Genomic DNA, 25,338 nt, shown 5'->3' with positions numbered 1-25,338 from the left:
AAGGTGTTCTTTAAATAAAAAGCGCGGCGCAGTTTTGCCGCGCTTTTTTATTGGACGCGGTATAGTTGGGAAGTCGTTTTTGTTTAGTGAACCTTGCTCAGTTAAACCATGTATAAAATTCCCGAATCCGTTTTAGTCATCATTCATACCAGCGACTTGCAAGTGTTGATGATAGAGCGTGCCGATAAGCCGGGGTTTTGGCAATCGGTAACAGGTTCCAAAGATGCATTAGATGAACCGTTGCAGCAAACTGCGATACGCGAAGTGAGCGAGGAGACCGGCATTGTTGTTGGCGACACTGACACCGTTCCATGCGCAAACTTAGACGACTGGCATTTGGAAAATATCTATGTCATTTATCCAGTCTGGCGTCATCGCTACGCACCGGGCGTGACCAAAAATACGGAGCATGTATTTAGTTTGTTAGTGCCGCAGAATACGCCTGTCGTTCTATCCCCGCGTGAACATGTGCAATATCGTTGGTTGCCTTATCGTGCGGCGGCTGACCTTTGTTTTTCGGCGTCGAATGCGGAAGCTATTTTGCAATTGCCACAGCGTGTGACGGGTGTTAGTGTGAAAACTCCAGAGTCATAAATGATTGAAAATACGCATCATGAAAATACGCATTGCCACCTACAACATCCATAAAGGCGTCTCGTCGTTTGGTAGTCGTCCGCGGGTGCATGCGTTAAAACAGGCATTGACGCAGATGGAGGCAGATGTCTTTTTTTTGCAAGAGGTGCAAGGGCGCCATGATCTGCATGCTGCGCGGCATACGGCACATTGGCCGGAGCAATCGCAACAAGACTTTCTTGCAGGAGATTCGCATCATGCTGCTTATGGCATGAACGCAGTGTACGATCACGGCCATCACGGGAATGCTTTATTGAGCCGTTTCCCCATTGGTTCGTCGCGTAATCAGGATGTCTCTGATCACGCCTATGAGGCCAGGGGCATTTTGCACTGTGTATTGCAAACACCAAAAGGTGATATCCATTGTTATGTGGTTCACCTGGGTTTGTTTGGCGGCGGGCGCAAGCGCCAAACGGCGGCCTTGATTGAGGCTGTACGTAGTTCCGCGCCGCCTGACGCGCCAGTGATTATTGCCGGTGATTTTAATGACTGGGGAAATCGCCTCAGCGAGATGTTGTGCGCGCGCTTGCACGTTACTGAGATTTTTGACGAGAATTTATCCAAGCCGAGCATCGCCGATTATATGAATACAATAACCAATCCAGAGTCACGTACAGTGCCTGGGGTATTGTCGGGATTGGCTGCGAATATCAAAGCGAGTTTGAAGTTGAGTATCAAGCCAGCCCGAACTTTTCCGGCGATGCTGCCGTGGCTACGCTTGGATCGTATTTATACGCGCGGCTTTACGGTAGAATCGGCAGAGGTTTTACACGGTCCTGCGTGGGCAAAATTATCTGATCATGCACCGATAGTGGCGATGTTGGAATTGAAGTCTTGAAGTCTTGCAGTTTTTACGCCGCCAGGCTGCGCACCATAAGTGCAGCCTCACAGTCGTTTAACCCTCATTCACTCTGCCTATCCTTATGGTGCGTCCAGTCAGCTTTATCGCAAATAATCAAATTGACCTGTTACAAAGCGGGGCGGCGTATTTCCCCGCACTGATTGAGGCGATTGATGGGGCGAGTGACGAAGTCTATTTGGAAACCTATATTTTTGCAGCCGACGCCACTGCGATGCAAGTGCTGCAAGCGTTGAAGCGTGCAGCAGCACGCGGTGTTACTGTCCGTGTGATCACTGATTGGTTAGGCACTGGTCGTGAACATACGGCATTTTTGAAGCAGGAGTTTCACAATACCGCCATCTCGCATCGTGTTTTTAATCCCTGGTTTATCCGTGGCGTAGTGCGCACCCATCGCAAGATATGTGTAGTGGACAAGTCCATCGCTTTTGTCGGCGGGATTAATATTATTGACGATATGTTTACCGATGATGCGAAGCGATTGCCGTTGATTGCGCCACGCTGGGATTTCAGCGTACGCGTTAGCGGACCATTGGTAGGACGAATACATACGGAACTGGAATCGCAATGGGTGCGTATGGGCAAATTTAAATTGCTCGCGCGCTGGCATGTGTTTAAGGATACTTATCAGACTCACACGAAGGCACGCGTGCGCACTGGTCGCGGACCAGTATTGGCCGGTTTGGTGATTCGCGATAACTTCCGCAATCGCCGCACAATACAGCGTGCATACATGCAGGCGTTGGGGCATGCGCGTAATAGTGCTTTGATGACGAGTCCCTATTTCGCGCCGGGACGAAAATTACGTCAGGCCATGGTCTCCGCAGCGCAGCGCGGCGTGAAGGTGACGTTGTTGCTGGGTGTCGGGCACTATAGTTTGCAGGATGCGGTGACGAAATCGTATTATCCGAAATTGCTAAAGGCCGGCATCAAGATTGTGGAATATCGTAAAACCGCGTTGCATGCGAAGGTAGCAGTCATTGACGCAAAATGGGCGACGGTGGGATCAAGTAATTATGATGGCTTGAGTTTGCTGGTGAATCAAGAAGCCAATGTCGTGATTCGCGATGCCGAATTTGCGAATGTGCTGAGGCAAAGAATTGAAGCTGGAATCAATGACGGTGTGGAGATACAGCCAGAAAAATTTATCAATACGCCGTGGCGCCAGCGCTTGTATTACGGCGCGGCTTTTTTTATTTACAGGTTTGCGATGCGCGTGATTACGATGGGAAATCGTAAGTAAGCGAGGAAAAAATGGATGGATGGGTATCGTTAAGCTTACCCATCCTGCATCTATTTGGACAAATTTCAGATTACTTGTTTTTCAGCGCATCACGAATTTCGCGTAGCAGTACAACATCAGCCGGATCGGCGGCTGGCGGAGCTGGTGGAGCCTCTCCACGCACCTTGTTAACCAGGCGCACCATTTGAAAAATAATGAAAGCCAAAATTATAAAATTGAGTGCGACGGTTAAAAAATTACCATAGGCAAAGACTGCGCCAGCTTTTTTCGCTTCCGCCAACGCTAGTCCGGTGGCTTGGCCATTCAAAGGCAGGTAATAGCTCGAAAAGTCGAGACCGCCTAAAACTTTGCTGACCAATGGCATCACCAAATCTTGCACCAAGGAATCGACAATTTTGCCAAAGGCGCCGCCAATAATGATACCGACAGCAAGATCAACCACATTTCCTTTGACGGCAAAGGTTTTAAATTCTTCCAGCATGCTCATGGTGCTTCCTCTTTTAGTTGAGATTGGGATTGGGTAGGGCTAGAAGTGCATTCTATCTTGACTCAGAGAAAAATAGCGAGACTTGTCTGCTTCCTTGCATTGCAGAAAATGCTGCATTACGACATTTTAATTGGCGCTAAATTTCTTCTATAAAGATTATATTTTCAGCACATTTATATGGCAAAGTATCTATTTTCTTTAAATCAAGCGTGAGCTTAGCTATAATCCACGGTTGCTAGAAGTTCCGTGCAAATTAAAATTAATACAAAGCTGCGACGGTTATAGCCCTTTTTTGTTTACTAGTCCTGGGTATGTATAGTCAACTTTGAAATTTTTTTGTGCAGGATGGACAAGACAATGGTCGGGGCTGCTTGGTGTAAGGGTGAGTGAGTCCTAACATTTCAAATTTTGACTGATTGGGGTGGGTATGAGTGAGAGTATCGAAAAGCAGGTCGATCCAGCTCGGCGCGGTTTACTCGTCGCTACATGCGCGGTGGGTGGAGTCGCTGGGTTAGCAACAGCAGGTGCGTTTGTTTCCACTTTCCAGCCGTCCGAGCGGGCAAAAGCCGCTGGGGCACCGGTGGAAATTGATATTTCCGGGATTAAACCGGGTGAGATGCAGGTCTATGAGTGGCGTGGTAAGCCAGTATGGGTACTGAAACGCACACCAGAGCAATTAGCTACACTTAAAGAAACTGCCTCAGAAGTCGCCGACCCAGAGTCGCTCAAGCCCTACACGATGGATTTGCCCGATTATTGCAAGAATGCAGCGAATAATCGCGGTCATGCCGGCCATGAGGCAAATCTGGTAGTTGTGGGGATTTGCCCGCATCTGGGCTGTTCCCCATCGCAAAAATTTACCCCGGGCCCACAGCCTTCCTTGCCCGATAATTGGGACGGCGGTTTCTTATGTCCTTGCCACGGTTCTACATTTGATTTGGCCGGTCGTGTATTTAAGAACAAGCCAGCGCCAAACAATCTCGATGTACCACGCTATATGTATTTATCTGATACCAAGATAGTTATTGGTAAAGATGAGAAAGGCGACGCGTAATCATGTCATTCCAAGAAAAAAAACTGCCGGCAGATGCACCGATTGCAGATAAAGCGCTGAATTGGGTAGACGCACGCTTTCCCGTAACATCCACTTGGAAAGCCCATCTTTCCGAGTACTACGCTCCAAAAAATTTCAACTTCTGGTACGCATTTGGTTCGTTGGCGCTATTAGTGCTGGTGATTCAGATCGTGACCGGGATTTTCCTCGTGATGCATTACAAACCGGATGCGACCTTAGCGTTTGCATCGGTTGAATACATCATGCGCGATGTGCCTTGGGGCTGGCTGGTGCGTTATATGCATTCGACCGGTGCATCGGCATTTTTCATTGTGGTGTATTTGCACATGGTGCGCGGCCTGTTATATGGTTCGTATCGCAAGCCGCGTGAATTGGTCTGGTTATTCGGTGTCGGCATTTTCTTGTGTCTGATGGGCGAAGCGTTCATGGGGTATTTGCTGCCATGGGGCCAAATGTCGTATTGGGGCGCGCAAGTGATCGTCAACCTGTTTGGCGCGATTCCTTTCATTGGTCCTGATCTGTCATTGTGGATACGTGGTGATTATGTGGTTTCTGATGCGACTTTGAACCGCTTCTTCTCCTTCCACGTGATTGCGATTCCGCTGGTGTTGATCGGTTTGGTTGTGGCGCACATCATTGCCTTGCATGAAGTGGGCTCGAATAATCCTGACGGGATTGAAATCAAAGATAATGTTGATGCGCAAGGCGTGCCATTAGACGGTATTCCTTTCCATCCTTATTACACTGTGCATGACATCATGGCTGTTGCAGTGTTCCTGATCGTGTTCAGCGCCGTCGTATTCTTTGGCCCGGAAATGGGCGGTTATTTCCTTGAATACAACAATTTTATTCCTGCTGACTCACTGAAAACGCCGCCGCATATTGCACCGGTCTGGTATTTCACACCGTACTATTCGATTTTGCGTGCTGTGACGGCAGACTTCATGATTTGGTTGATAGCGGGGATATTTGCTTATGCTGCGCTGATTTGGTTTAAGACAGGACTGTCGCACAAGATTAAATTTGCTGTCGTAATCATCGCTGTGTTGATTTCAGTTGCGATGGGAATTTTCCCATCGGTTGCGAACTTACTGAATCTAAATGTCACATTCCCTAAGTTTTTGGCCGGTTTCGACGCCAAGTTCTTCGGTGTCGTCATGATGGGCGTATCAGTAATGATACTGGCAGGTTTGCCATGGCTCGATCACTCTAAAGTCAAATCGATGCGCTATCGTCCAAGCTGGCATAAATACATTTATATCCTGTTTGGGATTGCTTTCGTGTTCTTGGGCTATTTTGGTGTGCAGCCACCATCAGCGGTGGGTAATATCATCTCGAAAGTATGTACTTTTATTTACTTTGGTTTCTTCTTGTTGATGCCTTGGTGGAGTGCGGCCGGTACTTTCAAGCAAGTACCCGACCGCGTTACTTATCATCCGCACTAAGCCGAGGACAAATAAGATGACAATACTCAAAAAATTGATTGCGGCGCTAGTTTTGTTGCCGGTGTTGGCCTTTGCCAGTGAAGGCGGTTTTCCGCTCGACAAAGTGCCAGACCGCACCAAAGACATGTCGGCTTTGCAAAATGGCGCTAAACTATTCGTAAATTACTGCCTGAATTGCCATTCGGCATCTGCCATGCGCTATAACCGGCTACGCGATATTGGCTTGTCGGACGATCAGATCAAAGCCAATTTGTTGTTTACCAGCGATAAAGTGGGCGATTTGATGCATGTGGCGATGGCACCGAAGGATGCCAAAGCATGGTTCGGGACAGTGCCGCCGGACTTATCTGTGATTGCACGCGCAAAGTCGTCGGACCAGGGTACTGGCGGAGATTGGTTATATACCTATCTACGTACATTCTACAAGGATGACAGCCGCCCAACCGGATGGAATAATATGGTATTCCCTAACGTCGGTATGCCGCACGTGTTGTGGGAATTGCAAGGTGTTCAAGATGCCAAATTCGTCGATGTGAAAAATCCACATGAAGGCGGCGAAATTGAACATCAATTTGCTGGTTTCCAGCAAATCACTCCAGGAACGATGAATGCTATTCAGTACGATACTGCAGTAGCGGATCTGGTTTCTTATCTGGAGTGGATGGGCGAACCCGCCCAAAATACCCGCAAGCGTTTAGGCGTTTGGGTATTGTTGTTTCTCGGTCTGTTTTTCGTTCTTGCATGGCGTTTGAATGCGTCGTACTGGAAAGATGTAAAATAGAGGGTTCAAAATCTTCGTCAACATGCCATGTGAGGGCAAGTCTCATCAATCCTGACATGGAGTTGTTTTCAATCATGTCCGCAGTTTAACCACTGCCGACATGCGTTTTCGGGTGAGCCATATTGGTACTCGCCCTTTTGTTTTTAAGGAACTATAAAAATGATGGTTCTCTATTCAGGTACCACCTGTCCATTTTCTCAACGTTGCCGCCTGGTTCTATTTGAAAAAGGCATGGACTTCGAAATTCGTGATGTCGATCTGTTTAACAAACCAGAAGACATCTCGACCATGAATCCCTACGGTCAAGTGCCGATTTTGGTTGAGCGCGATTTGATTTTGTACGAATCAAACATTATCAATGAATACATTGATGAGCGTTTCCCACATCCGCAGTTAATGCCGGCTGATCCATTAATGCGTGCTCGCGCTCGCTTGATGTTGTTCAACTTTGAAAAAGAATTGTTCATTCACGTTCACACTCTGGAGAACGATAAGAACAAGGGCGCAGAAAAAGCACATCAAAATGCGCGCAACGAAATTCGTGATCGTCTGACTACCTTGGCACCTTTGTTCTTGAAGAACAAATATATGCTGGGCGATGAGTTTTCGATGTTGGATGTAGCGATTGCACCGCTGCTATGGCGTTTGGATCACTACGGTATCGAACTGTCGAAGACAGCGGCGCCGTTGATGAAATATGCAGAGCGTATTTTCTCGCGTCCAGCCTACATCGAAGCGTTGACGCCGTCTGAAAAAGTGATGCGTCGTTAATTGTCGAACGATCGGGGCAATACACTTTTGTATTGCCGCTTGAAGCATATTTGCTAAGTGTCGTCAAAAAACTGTTTATGCGTTGTCATCACGCCTAGTCTAAACAGTTTTTTTGACTACACTAATTGAAGTAAATATGCTCCAAGCATCAACATCTACTTATGTTCTAAGTAAAATATCAATAATGTCCGAAACTATAGCCTCTACCAAGCCCTATTTATTACGCGCCATTTACGAGTGGTGCACAGACAATGGCTTTACGCCATACCTGTTGGCACAAGTCGACGCGAATACCCGCGTTCCGCAACAATTCGTTAAGGACGGCGAGATCGTTCTGAATATTAGTTTTGACGCTACTAGCGGCTTGAAAATGGATAATCATTTCGTCAATTTCAACGCGCGCTTTAGCGGTGTTTCTCGCGAGATTTCGGTCCCGATAGAAAATGTCATGGCCATCTATGCACGTGAGAATGGTCAAGGAATGGCATTTGAAGTAACGAAATCAGCCGGGACAATTGCATCAACCGAGTCAGATGAAGATTCGGAAAAAGAATTGCAGTTTGAGAAAGATGAATCGAATTCAAACAGCACGACACCAGTTTTTGCGGTCGTACCAACGCTGACATCGGTTCCGAAAACGAAGGAAAATACATCGGATTCTGAAACAGATCCGGAACCACCAAAAAATAATGGTAAAAAACCTACCCTAACCAGAATTAAGTAGAGTATAATTCTGGCTTTCGCAGTAACGCCCACTTAGCTCATTTGGTAGAGCAGTTGACTTGTAATCATCAGGTGGCCAGTTCGATTCCGGCAGTGGGCACCAATACAAAACCCTTCATAACGAAAGTTATGAAGGGTTTTTCCATTTCTGGTCTATATCTCTTTAGCCCTTTATAAGTAATCTCGAATAATCGATTTGAAAAATACCGTCGTCATTCTCGCGCATGCGGAAAGGACGCCAATTTTAAAAATGCATTATTTGATAATGCTTATCTCCATTTAGCATGTCATTTTTAACACATCACATCGTGTTGTCACCAGCGTAGCCCTGGTTGTCACCTTGTTGACGCATGATTTGCACGTGCTGTCGTGCAAATGTCGTGCATTTGACGTGGCGAAAATGCGGGTATTGCACAAAACTACAAGCCTCTTCTCATAACCGGAGCTTGTAATGCAGATAGCAAAATTCAGATTGTCGACTCGGCGCTTGCAACAACGATTGGTAAGCCTAAGTGATAACACGAAGTGGGGCTATGTCTTCGACGGCCATGCTGTAACAACAACTGAAGCGGTCGAGGTGGCATCATGAGCGCGATATTGCATGGAACACCGCTGTGGGTTTGGGGAATTCTGGCCTTGCTGGTCAGTCGTGGACTGGCGGCGACCAATCCCAATACAGTGACGACTATGCGTCTGTTGTTACTGCCGTTGGCATTCTCGTTGTGGACTGCCTACAGTTTGAGTCACATGACGGAAATCACACTGCCGATGTTAACCGCACTCACATCTGGGCTTCTGCTCGGCGCAACTGTGGGTTGGCGTCTGTATGCTGGCATGGAGGGCTTTCACTATGATCGCGAGAATCAATTAATCCACCGGCCCGGTACCTGGCTGATGCTGATCGTAAGCCTGTTTTCATTTCTGCTCAAATTCAGTCTGGCCATCAGTTTGGCGCGCAACGCGGCGTTGGTTGCCGATCCACGCTTTGTGCTAATCAATGGCGCACTGGTGGGGTTATCTTGCGGCCTGTTGTGGGGAGTCGTGTTGACGCAATTTCTGCTGGCTTGGCGCGCAGCGTCAGCACCGGCGGCCACATCTTCACATGCTGCGGAGGGAGCTGCAAGATGGAACTCTTAGGCATAAAATATTTGCTCCTTGCTGCCCGGGCTAGTATTCTGCATGTCGATACGCTAATGTCATGCAACTGGCATGATGGGCAAGTGAAGCATGCTAAAAACGATGGCCGGGTGATAACAGGAGTTTCAAATGTTGATACAAAAACTGAGATTGCAGCGCGGATGGTCGCAGCAACAACTTGCGGAGTTAAGCGATCTCAGCGTTCGTACTATTCAAAGAATCGAACAGGGGCAGGGAGCGAGTATGGAGTCTCTGCGGTCGCTGGCATCGGTCTTTGAAGTCGACTTTTCAACCTTGTATTCCGAATCGGAGCCTACAATGAACAGCAATCTTAACCAAGGTTTAACAGCCGAGGAAACACTTGCACTTGACCACGTACGGCAGCTCAAAAAATTCTATCGGTCCATACTGCTTTATGTCGTGATCATCAGTTTCCTGGCTGTCGTAAACTATATGAGCTCACCTCATCAACTTTGGGTGATATGGCCTGCGCTGGGATGGGGACTTGGGCTTTTGTTGCGTGCTGCATCGCTATTCGATTTTTTTCCATTTTTTGGTGCGGACTGGGAAAAAAAGCAGGTGGAGAAAAGACTGGGACGAAAGCTATAAGGCAGATCCTGTCACAAGAACATTTGCGAATTGTGAATAATAAAAAGCCTGGGTATATAAAATCCCCAGGCTTTTTTTATGCTTGTTTTCCGGAATAAATTAATAATCCTTCAGTATCATTTCTGCGCCTTTTTCCGCCACCATCATGGTGGCAGCATTGATATTTCCCGATGTGATATTCGGGAAAATCGATGCATCAATTACGCGCAAACCTTGCAGGCCATGCACTTTGAGCTGGTTTGATACCACCGCTGTAGATGGATCTGGCCCCATCGCGCACGAACCGCAAAGATGATAAATCGAGCCAGCCTGCTCTCTAAAAAAATGTAACATGCTAGCTTCATCAGTGACACTTGCCGCTGGTTTGACTTCTTCTGCAATCAGATTTTGTAAAGTCGGTGCTTTGATCAGATTGCGAATTAATTTACAACCTTGAATCGCTTCATCAATATCTTTTTGCGTAGTCAGATAGTTCGGCCTGATTTTGGCAGGAACAGTGGCATCGATCGTGGCAATTTCAATCGTCCCACGACTAGTGGGTCGGCACGTATTAAAAAATAACAGGAAGCCGGAATACGGATCTGGCTTCAATTTCGCCATTGGATTTTTCGGGATTTCGTACGACAGTGGATTGAAATACAGCTGGATATTTGGATGTTGCTCTTGGGCGCTGCCTTTAAAAAAACCACCCGCCTGATTGACACTCAATGCCAGAGGACCGGTTCGCTTGAAGACGTATTCAATGCCAGCTTTCACTTGCCCGGAAAAAGAACCCAGATCGTCATTCAGGGTTTTCTTATTTGCTTTGAAATAAAAAGAAGCGCACAAATGATCTTGCAGATTTTTTCCGACCGCTGGCAGGTGGTGCACGGGCGTGATGTTATGTTGCGCCAGCAGAGTCGTATCGGCAACACCAGAAAGTTGCAGCAATTTGGGTGTGTCGACCGCACCGGCAGACAACACCACTTCTTTGTTTGCCATGAAGGTACGGCGTGTCCCATTTTGATTAACAATGACACCGATTGCCCGCTTATCGTCATCAAATAAAATCCGCTCAGCGTAAGCGTTATGTTCCAGCGTCAGATTAGGGCGACGTAATGCCGGATGCAGATAGGCAAATCCACTGGAGTCGCGTTTTCCATTACGGGTATTGATGTCATAAATACCCGCACCCTCAAAGTGTTCACCGTTGAAATCTTCATTAATGGAATACCCCATTTCTCTGCATGCCTGCAGATATTCCTGACAAATAGGATGCGCTTGATCCTTCATCGGCGTGATATTAATTGGACCACTGGCGTTGTGATATTCGGTGTTGCCAAGCGGATGGGTTTCCAGCTTTTTAAAATATGGCAGCACGTCGTCGTAGCCCCAGCCAGGATTGCCGGCAGTTTCCCAGTCATCGAAGTCACTGCGCTGACCGCGTACATAAATCATGGCGTTGATATTGCCGGAACCGCCCACGACTTTACCGCGAGGCGCATACAATTTCCTGCCTGCCATTTGCTCTTCTGGCTCGCTGTAATACATCCAATTGTATTGCGGGTTGTAATACATTTTTGCGAAGCCAACCGGTAGTTTGAGCCAGAACGAATTGTCCTTGTCTCCGGCTTCCAATAGCAAGACGCTGTGCTGGCCAGATTCACTTAAGCGATTGGCCAGAATGCAACCGGCCGATCCGGCGCCAACAATGATGAAGTCGTAGGTAGGTTTGGCTATCATTTCGACTCTTCTCTCCAACGCTTTTTCCAGGCATCGGAAGATTGCATTTTGACGTCAAACGGCTTTGGGTCCATAGAAATATGCATCTTGCTACCGGTGTAGGGCGAATTGGCTTTGACAACCTCCATATTTAGCTCAACGCCAAGACCCGGTTCAGTCGAAGGAATGATAAAGCCATCTTCCCATTGGATTTTTTTCTTGAGAATTTCACCGTGGAAGCCGTCCCATTGGCCGATACTTTCTTGAATCAGAAAGTTTGGTGTCGCAGTGCCTAACTGAATGCTGGCAGCAGCACCAACCGGTCCGTTATATAAATGCGGTGCAATTTGCGCGTAATAAACTTCTGCAATTGCAGCAATTTTCTTGGCTTCCAAAATTCCGCCAACACGGCCCAGATTCATTTGCAAGATCGATGCGCCGCCGCTTTTTAGCAAATCATAAAATTCATATTTCGTCGTCAGGCGTTCGCCGGTAGCGATAGGAATACTAGTCTTGCCAGCGACACCCGCCATAGCGTCGGATGATCCTGGCGGCACAGGTTCTTCAAACCATAAAGGATCATATTTCTCTAAGCGTTTGGCTAAGCGTACTGCGGAAGCGGTAGTCATTTGACCATGTGTACCGAATAGGATGTCACATTTATTGCCGACGGCAGCGCGCACTTTGCTGCAGAATTCTTCACATTGATCCATCACTTCCAACGACAAATGGTGGCCGGAATAGCTGGTGTAAGGGCCTGCAGGATCAAATTTGACTGCAGTGAAGCCTTCCTTCATCAGACCCGCAGCGCATTCTGCTGCGAGATCAGGATCATCGTAATCGAATTCTCCTTTACTGTTTTTTGGATAAAGATAAGTGTAAGTGCGCAGACGTTCATTGACTTTGCCGCCGATGAGTTCATACACGGGTTTGTTGGCAGCTTTGCCAATGATATCCCAGCATGCCATTTCAAATCCGCTGACGATACCCATCATGCTCAAATCCGGGCGTTGCGTAAATCCACTCGAATACGCTTGCCGGAAAAAACGCTCAATATGATGCGGATCATGATCCTGTAAAAGACGCTCAAACACATCTTCAATCATAGGTACCATCGCTTTAGGATGGAAGGTGGACGCATAAATTTCTCCAACGCCTTCAATTCCACAATCGGTTTTGATCGTGACAAATATCCAATACATACCGCCGAAGTAAGGTGGAGGAACGGCAACGATATGCGACTGCATTGAAACAATTTTCATGATTTCTCCTTATGTGTTTTTGTGTGTATTGACAAGCGATTTAAAGTAAAACGCGACTACTGCACCTAATAAGCCGGCGCCAGCGAGATAGCTGTAATAGATTCTGAAGCCGAGCGGACCTGGGTAATTATTTAAGATGGCACGATTGATCATTGGCAGGAAAATATCGGGCAGATAGCCGATCATGGAAATGATGCCAATCGCCAAACCAATCACATGTGGCGGCACTTTGCAGCCATCCAGAATGCTCCAATACAGGCCGCGTATGGCATAGGTCATGGTGCCAATTCCAATGACAATGAACAGCAAGAAGTAGGCATGGTTTACGTGCGGGAAAAAGACCAGAACCAGATAGCCGCAGCAAGCCAACAGCATGCTGAGCGGCAGTATCAGTTCATTCGAAAATTTATCCCCTAAAAAACCCGCTGCAACACTACTGATTGGGCGCATCCAGACTTTGGTGACCGTGATCACGCCGGCAGCTACCGCCGTCATGCCGTAACCTTCTTGCAGGTAAGAGGAGAAAGAATAGGTTCCCCAAAATAACTGGTAACCGGTGAGGATGATGAATGCCATCAGCCATAAGCGTGGATTGGCGGCTACAGTGCGTAAGTCTTGCAGCAGATTGCCTTTTATTTTTTTATCTTCTTGAACGTCGCCATCGGTATTTTTGGTTTCGCTATCAAGAAAAATAAAAATCAGTACCGCAATTGCGATGCAAATGACGGAGTACATATAGATGATCGGGCGTAGCGCCTGTTGTGGCGCAGGATTTTGGGCCATGAGATAAGCGAATATAGCTAACCCAATCGTGGCAAGTAAGGCTTCAACCAATCCGCGGCCGCCATCCAGGATGCCAAAAAAACGTCCTTGTTCGGAGGATTTTGCCAGCAGCTTGACACTTTTTACCAGAGCCGCCCAAAACGTCAATCCTGCGGCTAAACCCCAAAAGAAAAAGATGATTTTCAGCTGCCACAACGGTGGATAAGCCGCATACCAAAAACCCGTGCCGCCGACCACCGTGAGTGAGAAGCTAATCAATAATTTTGGAGAGAATTTGTCCGCTAACCAGCCACTGGGCATGTAAGTGGCGACAAATACAAAGCCCAAAACAACGTAAATGCTATTTAAATCAGCGGAAGTAATATTGAAGGCGGCAAGTATGCTGTTTTCATAGTATTGGCGTAGATAAAGCAGGGGATAAATTGCCCCTGCTGCGGCTACCAATAAAGCGAACTGGAAATAGCGGTTTAAGTTTTTAGAGCGCTCGCTGACGGCGATGTTGCTCGCACTATTATTTGGTTGAATTGCGATATCTATCATGTCTCGGCTTACTTTCTAAAGCTGAATGCGTTGCTGTATTTGTTTTGCTATCAGTCACTGCGACGCATTATTTAATGAGCTCCAATAGGCTCTTTGTTGCAACTTTTCAAAAATAAAGATGCAGTCTGCTGCAGAGCATGCGACTTCTGATTTCGCACTCTGACCATCTTCAGATTGAACATTGTTGTTGGGCTTTCGGCCCAATTTACGATTTTGGTTTTACAGCATCATTATTTTTAATATTTCATGACAACCAAACGCGTCTGTGTAAATTCGAGCATGCCATGTTTACCATCATCACCGCCCAGGCCTGAGCGTTTCCATCCAGAGTGATAACCCTGATATGGATCCGCCGGCATGCGGTTGATGTACAACTCGCCAGCCTCTATGTTGTTGGCGATGAACATTGCGTCGCGGTAGTTCTCTGTATAAATCACAGAAGACAAACCAAACTGATGATCGTTGGCTAGCGCCAATGCTTCTTCTGTCGTTTCGTATTGCAGTACACAGAATACGGGGCCAAAAATTTCTTCCTGGACGATTTCCATGTCCTGACGACAGTTAGTTAACATGGTTGGCGGGTAAAAATTTCCTTTGCCTTCTGGAATATAGCCACCCACTTCGATCGTCGCGCCATCCGCCACGGCACGTTCAACCATCGCGTGAATATTGGTGCGCGCGGTTGCGCTGACTAACGGTCCCATATGTGATGGATTGCCAGCGCGATCACCGATTTGTACTGCGCTGAGTTTTTCCTTAAGCAGTTTCAGCAATTGGGGATACACCGCGCGATGGACGTAGACGCGTTCGACGCCAGTGCAAATCTGGCCGCAATGCGTAGTTTTAGAGGAAACGATGCCATTTGCGGCACTTTCCAGATCCGCATCAGCAGCAACGATTACCGGCGTTTTCCCGCCCAGTTCCAGAGACGACTTGGCAATATTTACCTGCGAATACTCCAGTACTTTGCGTCCTGCATTGACGCTGCCGGTCAACGTAATGATGCCGACTTTGGGGTGAGTGCAAACAACCTCGGCGGTGGCATGGCCCATGGCCAGGATATTGACAACGCCATCAGGAAATTGCGCATCAAGCACGGCTTTTGCAATTTCAAAAGCAGAACATGGCGTGTTATTGCTGGGGCGCACGACCACCGTATTGCCGGTAATCAGTGCCGGTGCAATTTTACGCAGCAGCGTATAAACCGGGTAATTGAACGGGATCAGGCAAGCGGCAACACCGATAGGTTCGCGTTGCAACAGCAAGTTTTCAGAGGGACTATCGCTAGGAATGATTTCACCTTCAATACGGCGCCCCCATTCGGCGTGATAGCGACAAATTTCGGCAGCATAGATGGCTTCATTGGTGGCATCGCTAAGGCTTTTCCCAGACTCCAGCGCTAACGCTGTGCCAATATCAGGTGCACGCGCCACCAATGCATCGGCGAGACGATGGAGGGCTTTTGCTCGTTCAGCGCCGGGTAGCTTTCCCCATGCTTTTTGCGCTGAGGCTGCGGCATTGGTTGCGGTCGTTGCTTCTTGTGCCGTAGCAAGAGAAACATGGGCGACGATCTCATCAGTAGCCGGGTTACAGACAGCGATAGTCTCGCTATTTTGTGGTGCAACGAATTGATTATTGATGAAATTTTTGTAGTGTTGCATAGCGTCTTTCGTAGATGAGTCTCACAACACAATAGAGTTATACGGACTTATTTGAAGCTAAGTGAGAAGAGCTAAATTGGAGATGCGACATAAGAATTGTGTGCAATCTGGTTGTCGATAGCATAGGAAGGCTTTCGTCTCTTATGGGCAAAGTATGATCGTATTTGGGAGGCGATCATCATTCCAATTTATTATATTTTTTGTATCGTATGAGAAATTCCCTATATTCGGCAAATGCCAAATACAGATTGCGATATCTAAAAAATGGATGCGAGGGGCGTACCTACGACAATTTCGTAGCAAGTCATTGCATTGCGGGATGCATGAGCAGAATATTTCTATTGATTATGTGCGTGGGACGGCGCTTTTAATTTTGCCGGCAAATCGGCATAGTGTCGAATGATCCAGGAACGGAACGAGGCGATCGCGGGGTCCTGCAAGTCATCGGGATGCGTCAGGAGATAATAGCCATAACCATCGTCGACCCAGGTATCAAACGGTTGTACCAAAGTGCCATCCCGTAACTCCTCCTGAAACAACAATGGATCAAGCAGGGCAATGCCGCTGCCGCTCATCACATATTGTGCCGCTAAACTGGCGGTCTCAAAGACGAGGCCATGATCGGTATTGATATTACTCAATTCTGTTTGGCGTACAAAATGCTGCCAAAGCCGATAGCGAGCTTGCCCCTCTAGCAGGACGTGAACCAGTTCATTGCTGCTCACAAACTCCTGCAAAGAGAGTGGTGTTGCTGCAGGTAATTTTTCCAATAAAGAAGGATGACACAGTGGTGTTAAACGCACTCGCCATAGTAAGTCCGCAATTAAATCATTAACTTCCGGTTTGGAATACACCACCGCGATGTCCGAATTGTTTTCTGGCATACCGATGCTATTGGGAATCATCAAATCAAGCATCACGTGAGGGAATGCGCTTCTGAACTCGCGCAGAATTGGCACTGCCAAATTATGGGCGAATGTTGCCGGCATTTGTATGTGCAATACCCTGTGCGCAATTGCGCCATCCTTCAAGATGTCTTGTAGTACATGCTCGATGCGGTCGAACGATTTATTTACTGCCGGCAACAAAGCGCGACCAGCCTCGGTGAGTTCCAGGTGTTGATGCTTGCGTTCAAAGAGCTTGACGTTGAGTAAGGATTCCAGCGTCAGAATATGCCGGCTGACTGCGCTTTGCGATACATACAAACTATTCGCCGCTGCCGTCACGCTTAAGTGCTTGCCAGCGGCCTCAAAAGCCCGCAATGCGTTTAGTGGTAACCAACGACGATCCATGTTTGCTCCTGCAGATTTACAAGCCTCAAGGATAAACAAAAACGGCCAGCTATGTGGCTGACCGTTTTGTGTAAATGTTGTGCTGCGCCGTTACGAGATTATGGTTTGAGTAATGTCGGATTAGATTGCACCGTCAGGCGCGCATGTTTTGTGCGCTTGAAGTAAGCAATACTAAACACCGCCCAACAACCAACCATGCTGCCGCAAGCACTTAAGCACCACAACATATCTTTCACCACAAAGCCGCTATATAAAGAAGTCACCAATGTCGAAAACGACCACATGCCCCAGGTTGGTAATGAAATGGATTTGGCTCCGGCAGTATCACGCGCGACACGAAGTGCTTGCGGGATATACGCTAATGACATGGCAGGTCCGACCAACATATAGACGAAAGTGATTAGCGAAGTGGCAAAGCTAGACATGGTGTTCCGAAAAATGAGCGTTACGGCTAATCGTATGATGAATAAATATGTTAAAGCGGCGACAATGGGATTGATTATAAATCGCCGTTATTGACGCCTGCGACAGACTTTGTATATTTTTGTCTAGTGTATCTATTTAACAACCTCGCACCAAATCACTGTTTGGGTATGAGTCAATGCAAAGCTGACGTAAAAAAGCCGCACAGTTTCCTGTGCGGCTTTTTTGTGATTCCGTGGGGAATTAAAATTCACCCAACGCAGTAATTACTTCTTAGTTGCGCGCGCTGCTTTTTCAGTAGTTTGTGCGAACTGGGTTGCGGCATTGTTCAAATTTGCTTCTAGTGCTTCAACTGCTTGTTTAGCGGATTTGTTCAGTTGCTCGTAACCAGCGTTTGCATTGCCGATAACCGATTTCAAAATCGCGATCGCGTTTTCTGAACCAGCCGGTGCATTTTTGCTGACTTCGTCGATCAGTGCATTGATGCGACGGCTAGTTTCAGCGATTTGTGCTTCTGCCGCTTTAGTCAATTCTGTTTGTGTGCCAGAAGCGATGCCAGCCAAGTGACGACCATAAGCAGCGGCTTTGTCTGCATTTGGTTTAGCTTGTGCGGCGGAGATCGACAAAAATTCTTGTGCGTCTTTGGCGCCAATTAATTGCTTGGCAGTACCGCTGGTTTCTTCCAGTGATGCTTTGGCGGCACTCAGATTTAATTCGATGACTTTTTCAACACCAGCAAACGCTGTGGTTGTTAATGAATTGAGTAATGCTAATTGTGCTTCGAAATGGGCTTTGGTAGCTGCTGAAAATTGCTCTTGGAACGAAAACATGTTCTTCTCCTGGGTTGTAAGAGTGAGGCATTTACGGCTAGTCACCAAAATGGTGCGCCGCACAAGAAAGCATTTTACAGAGTCGAAATACGCTGTCAAGGGAATTGTGCAGTGCAACATAAACATTTGTGATAATTAACATTTCCCCCCCGGTGGAAATATTCTCATGCGCCTTGATTTCATAGGGGACTTAATTGTTTTTTGTTGCATTTTCCACATGGAAATGTGACTGCTGCACCACACATTTTATTAGTCATCATTTCTATTTGTCATTTACACAAGCCACCCGCGCTTTCATATTGCTCTGCTCATTTTTCATGCAGTGGCCATACGCAATGATACTGCTTTCAAATACCTTGCGTGCCTGATCTGACGGTAGTGCCGCGAGACGTTCGGCCATTTTGCGGCTGACCTGGAAATGCTGATAGTCGATCGGTTGTTTCCAATTGCCGCCCCAAATGAAAAAACCATGTTGCGCGAAAACATCCGCGATTTGCTGATTCACCATTCCGGGGCGCATTTTCGTGCGGGCAGTGTAAGGTTGACCGGCGGGAGGACTCACTTCTGGTGCACCTTGTTTGTTACGATTTATATACGGATTTTGCAATGGATTGAGGTCAATCGCTAATCCGTAAGCATGTAAAGACAATGCGCCGCCGCCCGTCATGGCGCGGTCATTGAAAGCGGATGTATTGTTATCTGCCATGGAGGCATCGTCATCACCATGGTAGTGCCCCATCAAACGTGCTTGTTTGATCGGTAAGCGGCGCGCTAGCAGCTCTTCAAAGATGGCTTGCACTTGAGGGGCGACTGCAGCCATTACCATCACTTCGCCGTCGTCATGCAATTTGCCATCGAAGTCTATGAACGAAAAACGTACAGTTTGCAATTGCTCACAAGTGACGGGCGCACCAGCTTGCATCACATGGTCGCTCTTCAGTTGCGCGCAGGCGGCAGCATCCGTGGCAAATGCGCTTGATAATGGCGCTGCGGCGGCAATACAGAAATGCGTTGCCGTCCAAGCCCCCAAAATCAACTTGCCGATGGATGTTGCGGAAATGTTTTTATGCATGTGTATCTAACTTAAATAATTGATGTTACGCGTCCATAGATTCTGTAGGGGCGACTAGTTGCGCCCCTACAGAATTTGCAGTTACTAACGTTAATCAAACAAAGCGCAAAGCCCCGGTCAGATCTCCAGGCGGTAATGCGCCGCGCGCCTCAAATGCCGCATTGCGCGTCTTGATGCCTTCCAATAAAGGCAGGTCGTGCAAGCGTGTGATGAAACGCATGATAGAGGTCGTATCGTAGAAACTATGGTCAACGTAACCCTTCTTGGCGTAAGGAGAAACGATGATGGCAGGAATGCGCGTGCCGGGTCCCCAGCGATCACCTTTAGGTGGTGCTACATGATCCCACCAGCCGCCATTCTCATCGAAGGTGATCACCACCAGCATATTTTCCCACTGTGGACTTTTTTTCAGATGTTCCAACACATTGGTCACGTGCTGATCGCCGGATTCCACATCGGAATAGCCCGCATGCATATTCAAATTTCCCTGCGGCTTGTAGAAAGTGACGGCTGGCAGTTTTCCGGCCACTACATCGGCCAGGAATTTATTGGACATTGGACTATCGCCCACGCCGCCATCAAGTAAATGTTCTTTTCGTGCCGTGCTGCCAGGTGCAAATTGTTTGAAGTAATTGAATGGCTGATGGTGATATTGAAAATTGGGTTTGTCGCCGTCGCTCTTGTGCTCCAATGCCGCTTGCCAGGCGCCCGCATACCATGCCCAACTTACACCTTTTTGCGACAACAGATCGCCGATGGTGTGATAGGTTTGTGGTGGCAGAGTGCTGGGATCGGCGGGATCGGCAAGTGCGCTATCGCCGCCGGCGGCTGGCTTGATGTAGCTAGGTTGATAGGGCGGTGCCATGGTGTTCACCGCATAGCCATCAGGGGTGATCGCGCCATCGTTCTCAAACCGTGGTTTGCCTTCGATCGCCGAAGCTGGATTCTTTTTGTCTAATGCCAGACGCACACCGGTAGGGCCATCCTCCGTTATGGCAATCTTGCGTTTGGCAGGCGTATTGGCCGCGTCAAAGTATTCCGGCGTGCGGCCGGAAATCAAGAATTGATGGTTTAAGTAAGAGCCACCAAATGCCGCCATGAAAAAATTGTCGCACAAGGTATATTGCTGTGCGACTTTCCACAGTCCTAAATTTTTATCGGTCGCGCCGTAGTAGCCCATCACCAAACCGCCGGAATTAGCCCAGGCAACGAACTGATCATTCTTGCCGTTATTGATCTGCATTTGGTTTTGATAAAACAGATGCCACAGATCGCGTGTAACGACCGACTCTGGTAACGGTGCGCCTTCAGCATCTTTCAGCGTGAAGGGCGCATTCGGCAAGCCGGAGATTTTTTCCTCAGCGATCATATAATCTTTGCCGTTCACACTTTGGCTGCGTGGCACCAGGCCACCCCATATTTTTGGCAAGCTCGGCAACACCGTTCCGTCGCGGTCTTTTTGCACATAAACGACGCCAGGGACTTCAGATAATGGTTGGCGCACGCCCGGGAAATTGGCAAATAAATTATTGAAGCTACGATTTTCTAAATAAATTACGACAACATGTTTGATATGCGCTTTGATTTTTGTGTCGAGCGAGCCGGCGACAATTTTGTGGGTTGACTTGGTGCTCGCCGCTTCGCCGATTAACGGAACGCCACCGACAATACTAGTTGCGACAGCCGCTTGCAATACGCGTCTGCGAGATGGATCTGAAGGAGAGTCTGCTTGCTTGGTTTGTTGTGCGTCGTTGCTTTTGTCCACGTTATTTCCCTTTTTCGCGTAAATGCTAAACACAGGGGAGTGTAGACATTCTTGATGTGTCGTCAATCATAATTTATTCAAAGTACACAAAACGGTATCAATGGCGGGATGTCATCTTATTGTCACTTCGAGAGTGTACAAGTCATTGAGGTTGGTATGTGGCAATATTGATAATAATTCTCATTTGCGTTATAGTTTCCGCTCTAGAATCTTTCAAAAAGGAAGCTATGTCTTTGCGTACACTCATCGCCAGTGCCGTTTTTGCCAGCACCGCTGTTGCCAGTTTTACAGTCGCCGCGCAGGAAAAAGTCTTGAATATCTATTCGGCACGTCATTATCAAACTGACGAAGCGCTGTATAACAACTTCACCAAAACAACCGGTATCAAAATTAATCGGGTGGATGGCGACGATGCGGGTACGGTTGCGCGCTTGAAAAGCGAAGGAAAATCTAGTCCGGCCGATGTGATTTTATTGGTAGATGCGGCGCGTTTATGGCGCGCTGAAAATGAGGGCTTGTTCCAGCCTGTCAAATCGCCGATATTAGACGAACGTATCCCAGCGAATTTGCGCGATAAAGATGGTCAATGGTTTGGCTTTTCGACGCGCGCGCGCGTGATTGTCTATAACAAGCAAAACATCAAACCAGAAGATGTCGACAGTTACGAAGCGTTGGCTGAGCCTAAAAATAAAGGCAAGCTGTGCACCCGCAGCGGTGCGCACCCGTACAACGTATCTTTATTCGGTGCTTTACTCGAACATCACGGCGAAGCGAAAACTGAACAGCTGCTCAAGGGCTATGTCGCGAATCAGGCGCGCAAGCCGGTTGGCGGCGATACCGATCAAATCAAAGCGGTGGCCTCTGGTGAATGTGGCGTGACGATTTCAAACTCTTATTACGTCGCACGCTTGATGAAATCAACCAAGCCAGAAGATATCGCGTTGATGAAAAAAGTGGCGATAGTCTGGCCAGATCAAAAAACGTTCGGTGCGCACGTCAACATCGCCGGTGCCGGCGTTGCCAAATACGCGCCACACAAAGCCGAAGCAATTCAGTTTCTGGAATATTTATCCAGCGATCAGGCGCAACGTTATTTTGCCGAAGGTAATAACGAATGGCCAGCAGTAAAGAGCGTCAAAACTGATAACGCCGCACTGGATTCATTGGGAACATTTAAAGCGGAAGTGATTGATGTCTCGGCGGTTGGCCGCAATCAGCAGAAGGTGTTGCAGATGTTGGATAAGGTTGGGTATAAATAACAGCCAGGTTTTATCCCCGCTCGCGCTTGCGGGAGCGGGGATCTACCGAGGCTTAGCAATTTTATTTTTTGGCAACCAAATAAATCGCCAATCCTATGATCGCCACCACACTGAATTCGATTCCGACTACGACGTAATTAGCTAACATTTTTATCTTTCCAAAAAATCAGGATGTTGCAGGAAAAGTCACCACGTGACTCACATCAAGCCGTATGCCGATGGCCTCACCGATTGCGTGATCGTGATGTGATGGTACCAGCGCCAACACTTCTGGGCCATCTTCTAATCGCAGTGTATAGAGAAAATCCGCACCACGGAAAGTCTTGCGAACGACGGTGGCTTTGAAGCGAGATTCGTCATCATGCACGATATCATCGCTGCGTAGCAGTACATCAAAATATTGTGTGCTGTAGTCCGGCAGAGTGTCATTGACGTCATGCAATTCGCCCAGTGCCGTCGACACCATCAAGCCATTTGCAGTTTTAACCAATCTACCCGGTACAAATACACCATGACCGATAAAATCAGCAACGAAGCGGCTAGTCGGGCGATGATAAAGCGCATAGGGCGCTGCCCATTGTTCCAGTTGTCCAGCGTGCATCACGCCGACCACATCGCCGATCGCAAATGCTTCCAATTGATCGTGCGTGACCATCAGCGCGGTAATGTTGGCTTGTTTCAGAATTTGTCGCACGTCATACGCCAGCCGTTCGCGCAGTTCAATGTCCAGACTCGAAAATGGTTCGTCCAGCAACAGCAAGCGTGGCTGCGGAGCCAAAGCACGCGCCAGCGCAACGCGCTGTTGCTGGCCGCCGGATAGCTGATGCGGATATTTATCGTGTGAGCCTATCAGTCCGACCAGCTCAAGCATCTCTGCCACGCGCAATTTTTTCTGTGGCCGCGCAAGATCTCGTAAGCCAAAGCCGATGTTGTCTTCTATCGTCAAATGCGGGAACAGCGCAAAGTCTTGAAACACCATGCCGATGCGTCGTTGTTCTGCTGCGATGCGAACGTTGGGGCCATCCAGCAAAGTCTGATCCAGCAAAATGTTGCCAACTTGCGGCTGTTCCAGACCTGCAATAGAGCGTAACAGCGTGGTTTTTCCGCTGCCGGATGGGCCGATCAATACGCCGATTTCGCCAGCCGCCAATTGCAACGAGACTGCGTTGACGGCCGGTGATGAAGTTTGTGGATAGCGAACAGTGATGTTTTGAAGGTCAAGAAACATGTGGGAATTTAGAAAGTATGCGTGAAGAAGTTACAATTCCGCTCAAAAGTTTGCTTTAAGAACAATTGCTATTCGCAACAACCACTAGTTTAACGCATCATTCACCCACTACAACCAAGTCACATGCCGCTAATCGCTTTAATCGCTTTGCTCATTGCATTACCCATACTCGGCATCGCCGCCGCATGGCTAAATATTGACGCGCATGCGGTCGAAGTATTGACGCAACAATGGCACACCGTTCTGCCAAGTTATCTGGCAACCTCAATCTGGTTAGCCGTCGCCGTTACCATCGGTGTCGTCGTGGTTGGCGCAGCGACGGCGGTGACGGTGAGTTTGTTTGAATTCCGTGGGCGTCGTTTTTTTAAATGGGCGCTGCTACTGCCGATGGCGATGCCTGCCTATGTTTCGGCATATGCGTATACCGATTTTCTGCAATACAGCGGCATTTTGCAAACCAGTTTTCGTCACGTGATTCCCGCTTTGCGATTGCCCGAAATTCGTAGTTTGTCCGGCGCGATTTTCCTGTTTGTTTTTACCCTTTATCCGTACACCTATTTACTCGCGCGCAGCGCGCTCAGTGAGCGCGGAGTGCATTTGATGGAAGCGGCACGATTGCTTGGCACACCGTTGGCCGAGCGTATTCGTCGCGTCGCGTTACCATTGGCACGGCCGGCATTGATGGCGGGCGCGGCATTGGCGTTGATGGAAACATTGGCCGATTATGGTGTCAGCGCTTATTTTGGATTGACCACTTTTACCACTGGAATTTATAAAGCCTGGATGGTGATGGACGATCGTATCGCCGCGGCACAATTGGCGTCGGTGTTGCTGGTCATGGTGGCATTGCTGTTGTGGGTGGAGCGCAAGGCGCAACAGAAAATACGTTTTTCCAGCGCTCGCGGCAATCGTAGTGATGCATCTGAAACACGATTGCAGCCATTGCGCGGCGGCCAGCGTCTGTGCGCGTGGTTGGTGTGCGGGCTGCCTATCGTTCTCGGCTTCGTCTTGCCGGTGCTGATCTTGCTGCAACTAATGTGGGGGGAGATGGGGCATCAACCTTCAGCTGACGAATACACAACCAGCATCGATTTTTCTCGCTACCTCGGCTGGGCATGGAACAGTTTCCGCTTTGCTGCGATTGCTGCAGTATTGGCGGTGTTGCTGGCACTGGCGCTCAGTTTTGCACAACGCGCCCGTGATTTACCGCGCTTTAACACTGCGCTGTTGCGCATCGTCACTCGCATTGCGTCTATGGGTTACGCCGTGCCTGGTTCAGTGATCGCGGTTGGCATCTTGTTACCGGCCTCATGGTTGCAAGTTGTCTTTCCCGATAGTTCAGTCGGCGTGTGGTTCACCGCAACCTCACTCGGCATTGTGTACGCTTATCTGGTGCGCTTTAGCGCGGTAGCGGTGCAGACCATTGATGCAGGTTATGCGCGGATACCCTACAGCTACGACGAAGCTGCACGTACACTCGGCACTAGTCGCTGGCACATCGCCCAACAGTTGCATGCACCTTTGTTGTGGCGTTCGATGGCAACCGCTTTCTTGATGGTGTTTGTCGACGTGGTGAAAGAACTGCCGGCCACCTTATTGCTGCGTCCATTCAACACCGATACGTTGGCTGTCATCGCCCACAATCTGGCGCGCGATGAGCGTTTGGGTGAAGCGGCATTGCCGGCTTTGACCATCGTTGCGGTAGGCTTGATTCCGGTGTTATTGGTGACACGCGCGTTGGATAGACGGTAATCAGATG

At 48.3% G+C, this 25,338-nt stretch carries 23 protein-coding genes and 1 tRNA gene; 13 read left to right on the top strand and 11 right to left on the bottom strand.

Annotation, left to right across the window (positions count from 1 at the left end):
* Positions 1-108 precede the first annotated feature (108 nt).
* The 3 genes from nudB to GEV47_RS06530 all read left to right on the top strand — a co-directional run bounded on the left by nudB (position 109) and on the right by GEV47_RS06530 (position 2,735).
* Positions 109-594 (top strand): dihydroneopterin triphosphate diphosphatase, encoded by a 486-nt coding sequence (gene nudB / locus GEV47_RS06540; protein ID WP_153233942.1) that lies wholly within the window; start codon positions 109-111, stop codon positions 592-594.
* Between the two features lie 19 nt (positions 595-613).
* Entirely contained in the window at positions 614-1,471 is an 858-nt protein-coding gene (locus GEV47_RS06535) for an endonuclease/exonuclease/phosphatase family protein (RefSeq protein ID WP_153233941.1), read from the top strand.
* An 88-nt stretch (positions 1,472-1,559) separates the two neighbouring features.
* Positions 1,560-2,735 (top strand): phospholipase D-like domain-containing protein, encoded by a 1,176-nt coding sequence (locus GEV47_RS06530; RefSeq protein WP_322741592.1) that lies wholly within the window; start codon positions 1,560-1,562, stop codon positions 2,733-2,735.
* 70 nt (positions 2,736-2,805) lie between these two features.
* On the opposite strand, the gene mscL is transcribed toward GEV47_RS06530, so the two are convergent.
* Positions 2,806-3,222, bottom strand: coding sequence for a large conductance mechanosensitive channel protein MscL (gene mscL, locus GEV47_RS06525; RefSeq protein ID WP_153233939.1), 417 nt, complete (start codon positions 3,220-3,222; stop codon positions 2,806-2,808).
* A gap of 427 nt (positions 3,223-3,649) precedes the next feature.
* On the opposite strand from mscL, the gene petA reads away from it, so the two are divergent.
* From petA to GEV47_RS06485, 8 genes are all read left to right on the top strand, one after another.
* A complete protein-coding gene (petA, locus tag GEV47_RS06520) occupies positions 3,650-4,276 on the top strand; it encodes a ubiquinol-cytochrome c reductase iron-sulfur subunit (protein ID WP_153233938.1) in 627 nt (208 codons plus the stop codon).
* Positions 4,276-5,742: a cytochrome b gene (locus GEV47_RS06515; RefSeq protein ID WP_322741591.1), complete on the top strand. Its 1,467-nt coding sequence runs from the start codon at positions 4,276-4,278 to the stop codon at positions 5,740-5,742. The genes petA and GEV47_RS06515 overlap by 1 nt, the downstream gene beginning before the upstream one ends.
* Positions 5,743-5,758: 16 nt before the next feature.
* The gene (locus tag GEV47_RS06510) at positions 5,759-6,523 is read left to right on the top strand and encodes a cytochrome c1 (protein WP_153233936.1); all 765 of its coding nucleotides are present in this window, start codon (positions 5,759-5,761) and stop codon (positions 6,521-6,523) included.
* 159 nt (positions 6,524-6,682) lie between these two features.
* Positions 6,683-7,294, top strand: a complete 612-nt coding sequence (locus GEV47_RS06505) for a glutathione S-transferase N-terminal domain-containing protein (RefSeq protein ID WP_153233935.1) — start codon at positions 6,683-6,685, stop codon at positions 7,292-7,294.
* A gap of 184 nt (positions 7,295-7,478) precedes the next feature.
* Positions 7,479-8,018: a ClpXP protease specificity-enhancing factor gene (locus GEV47_RS06500; protein ID WP_153233934.1), complete on the top strand. Its 540-nt coding sequence runs from the start codon at positions 7,479-7,481 to the stop codon at positions 8,016-8,018.
* A gap of 26 nt (positions 8,019-8,044) precedes the next feature.
* Positions 8,045-8,120: transfer RNA gene (locus GEV47_RS06495), tRNA-Thr, on the top strand.
* A gap of 482 nt (positions 8,121-8,602) precedes the next feature.
* Complete coding sequence (locus GEV47_RS06490) at positions 8,603-9,154, top strand: DUF6622 family protein (protein WP_153233933.1); 552 nt, start codon at positions 8,603-8,605, stop codon at positions 9,152-9,154.
* Between the two features lie 129 nt (positions 9,155-9,283).
* Complete coding sequence (locus GEV47_RS06485) at positions 9,284-9,763, top strand: helix-turn-helix domain-containing protein (protein ID WP_153233932.1); 480 nt, start codon at positions 9,284-9,286, stop codon at positions 9,761-9,763.
* 99 nt (positions 9,764-9,862) lie between these two features.
* Here the strand turns inward: GEV47_RS06485 and GEV47_RS06480 are convergent, their stop codons facing one another.
* The 9 genes from GEV47_RS06480 to GEV47_RS06440 form a co-directional block, all read right to left on the bottom strand.
* Positions 9,863-11,485 (bottom strand): GMC family oxidoreductase, encoded by a 1,623-nt coding sequence (locus tag GEV47_RS06480; RefSeq protein ID WP_153233931.1) that lies wholly within the window; start codon positions 11,483-11,485, stop codon positions 9,863-9,865.
* Complete coding sequence (locus GEV47_RS06475) at positions 11,482-12,726, bottom strand: mandelate racemase/muconate lactonizing enzyme family protein (protein ID WP_153233930.1); 1,245 nt, start codon at positions 12,724-12,726, stop codon at positions 11,482-11,484. The genes GEV47_RS06480 and GEV47_RS06475 overlap by 4 nt, the downstream gene beginning before the upstream one ends.
* 9 nt (positions 12,727-12,735) lie before the next feature.
* Complete coding sequence (locus GEV47_RS06470; protein ID WP_153233929.1) at positions 12,736-14,049, bottom strand: MFS transporter; 1,314 nt, start codon at positions 14,047-14,049, stop codon at positions 12,736-12,738.
* A gap of 236 nt (positions 14,050-14,285) precedes the next feature.
* Positions 14,286-15,710, bottom strand: a complete 1,425-nt coding sequence (aldA, locus tag GEV47_RS06465) for an aldehyde dehydrogenase (protein ID WP_153233928.1) — start codon at positions 15,708-15,710, stop codon at positions 14,286-14,288.
* 338 nt (positions 15,711-16,048) lie between these two features.
* Complete coding sequence (locus tag GEV47_RS06460) at positions 16,049-17,002, bottom strand: LysR substrate-binding domain-containing protein (RefSeq protein WP_153233927.1); 954 nt, start codon at positions 17,000-17,002, stop codon at positions 16,049-16,051.
* A 98-nt stretch (positions 17,003-17,100) separates the two neighbouring features.
* On the bottom strand, positions 17,101-17,427 hold the full coding sequence (locus tag GEV47_RS06455) for a hypothetical protein (protein ID WP_153233926.1): 327 nt from the start codon (positions 17,425-17,427) through the stop codon (positions 17,101-17,103).
* 264 nt (positions 17,428-17,691) lie between these two features.
* Complete coding sequence (gene phaP / locus GEV47_RS06450) at positions 17,692-18,255, bottom strand: TIGR01841 family phasin (protein WP_153233925.1); 564 nt, start codon at positions 18,253-18,255, stop codon at positions 17,692-17,694.
* A 262-nt stretch (positions 18,256-18,517) separates the two neighbouring features.
* Positions 18,518-19,327: a M15 family metallopeptidase gene (locus GEV47_RS06445; RefSeq protein ID WP_153233924.1), complete on the bottom strand. Its 810-nt coding sequence runs from the start codon at positions 19,325-19,327 to the stop codon at positions 18,518-18,520.
* Between the two features lie 94 nt (positions 19,328-19,421).
* Complete coding sequence (locus tag GEV47_RS06440; protein WP_322741574.1) at positions 19,422-21,092, bottom strand: acid phosphatase; 1,671 nt, start codon at positions 21,090-21,092, stop codon at positions 19,422-19,424.
* A gap of 227 nt (positions 21,093-21,319) precedes the next feature.
* Here GEV47_RS06440 and GEV47_RS06435 point away from each other — a divergent pair, with 227 nt between their 5' ends.
* Complete coding sequence (locus GEV47_RS06435) at positions 21,320-22,351, top strand: extracellular solute-binding protein (protein WP_153233923.1); 1,032 nt, start codon at positions 21,320-21,322, stop codon at positions 22,349-22,351.
* Between the two features lie 166 nt (positions 22,352-22,517).
* On the opposite strand, the gene GEV47_RS06430 is transcribed toward GEV47_RS06435, so the two are convergent.
* Entirely contained in the window at positions 22,518-23,579 is a 1,062-nt protein-coding gene (locus GEV47_RS06430) for an ABC transporter ATP-binding protein (RefSeq protein WP_153233922.1), read from the bottom strand.
* 123 nt (positions 23,580-23,702) lie between these two features.
* On the opposite strand from GEV47_RS06430, the gene GEV47_RS06425 reads away from it, so the two are divergent.
* Positions 23,703-25,331 (top strand): ABC transporter permease, encoded by a 1,629-nt coding sequence (locus GEV47_RS06425; protein ID WP_153233921.1) that lies wholly within the window; start codon positions 23,703-23,705, stop codon positions 25,329-25,331.
* The last annotated feature ends 7 nt before the right edge of the window (positions 25,332-25,338 follow it).

It is taken from the genome of Glaciimonas soli (genome assembly GCF_009497155.1).
Taxonomy (GTDB): Bacteria; Pseudomonadota; Gammaproteobacteria; order Burkholderiales; family Burkholderiaceae_D; genus Glaciimonas; species Glaciimonas soli.
Note: the sequence above shows the minus strand (reverse complement) of the source record. Positions and strands in the feature narration are given on the sequence as shown.